The sequence below is a fragment of the Agrobacterium pusense genome, from assembly GCF_900102105.1.
In the GTDB taxonomy this organism is placed as follows: domain Bacteria; phylum Pseudomonadota; class Alphaproteobacteria; order Rhizobiales; family Rhizobiaceae; genus Agrobacterium; species Agrobacterium pusense.
Genome location: NZ_FNBB01000028.1, coordinates 1 through 1,038, shown reverse-complemented (window position 1 = coordinate 1,038; position 1,038 = coordinate 1). Strand labels below are relative to the sequence as shown.

The 1,038-nt window shown below is 59.5% G+C and carries 1 protein-coding gene; it reads right to left on the bottom strand.

The features are described 5' to 3' along the window. Positions 1-13: 13 nt before the first annotated feature. The gene (locus BLU28_RS25800; RefSeq protein ID WP_077987331.1) at positions 14-1,036 is read right to left on the bottom strand and encodes a porin; all 1,023 of its coding nucleotides are present in this window, start codon (positions 1,034-1,036) and stop codon (positions 14-16) included. Positions 1,037-1,038: the final 2 nt, after the last annotated feature.

Below are 1,038 nucleotides of genomic sequence, written 5' to 3'. Positions count from 1 at the left end.
ATGTCAGATCAGATTAGAACGAACGCTGCAGACGGATGAAGCCGTTTACGTCGTCGTCAACGTTGTCGACGTCGAGGTAGTTAACTGCAACCTTCGTGGAGAGGCCGTCGGTGATCTTGTAGTCGATCGTCAGGCCAGCCTGCCAAGCGTCGTCGTTCGAGAAGTCGTTGCCGCCGAGGTAGTAGTTACCGAAGTACTGTGCACCGGGGGTGATGGTCAGCTTGTCGGTAGCCTTGATGGCGTATTCACCAGCAATTGCCCACTCAGATTCGGTGTAGTAAGCGTTTGCGCCGGAAGCCCAAACACCAGCCAGACCGAGCGTGCCCGGACCAACGTCAGCCGTTGCGATCAGGCGAACAGCGCCTTCTTCGCGGTCGGTGTCGTAGCCGCCGATGAGCTGGAAGGAAGCTGCGCCGAGCTTCGCGCCGAGGCCGAGAGCAACACCAACGTTGTTGTCCTGGTCTTCGTAGCCCAGTTCGATGCCTTCGAGTTCGTCAACCGAAACGCCAGCCCAGAAGGAGCCTGCGTCGTAGGTGTAACGGATCGAGTTGAACAGAGCGTTCGTGGAGAGAACGTCAGATTCGCCAGAGAGGCCATCGTCCCACCAGCTGTAGAACTTACCGACCTTCAGGCCGCCGAGTTCGATGAAGGCCTGGTCAACGTGAACGCCAGAAGAAGCGGCCGAACCGTTGTCAGCGTTGCCGCGGAAGCCGATGAAGCCACGCAGAGCGCCGAGCTCGGTGTCGGTGCGGGTGTCAACTTCGAACTGAGCGCGGGTGAAGGAATCCCAGTCAGACGTGCCACGGCCAGAGTTGTACTCGTCACGGCCAATGTTGGTCTGGAAACGGATGTAACCGCCGAACTTCAGGCAGGTTTCGGTGCCGGGGATGTAGAAGAAGCCGGTGCCGAAAGCGTCGCAAACGCGAACGTATTCCAGGGGCTCGGGCTCAGCAGCGACGATGGCGTCAGCGGCCTGTGCGCCGGATACTGCTGCGAGAGCCGCAGCGGAGCCGATCAGAAGGCTCTTGATGTTCATGG

Bases quoted from the DNA above. Each gene is read 5' to 3' on its own strand.
- BLU28_RS25800 (WP_077987331.1), bottom strand. From the start codon at position 1,036: ATGAACATCAAGAGCCTTCTGATCGGCTCCGCTGCGGCTCTCGCAGCA.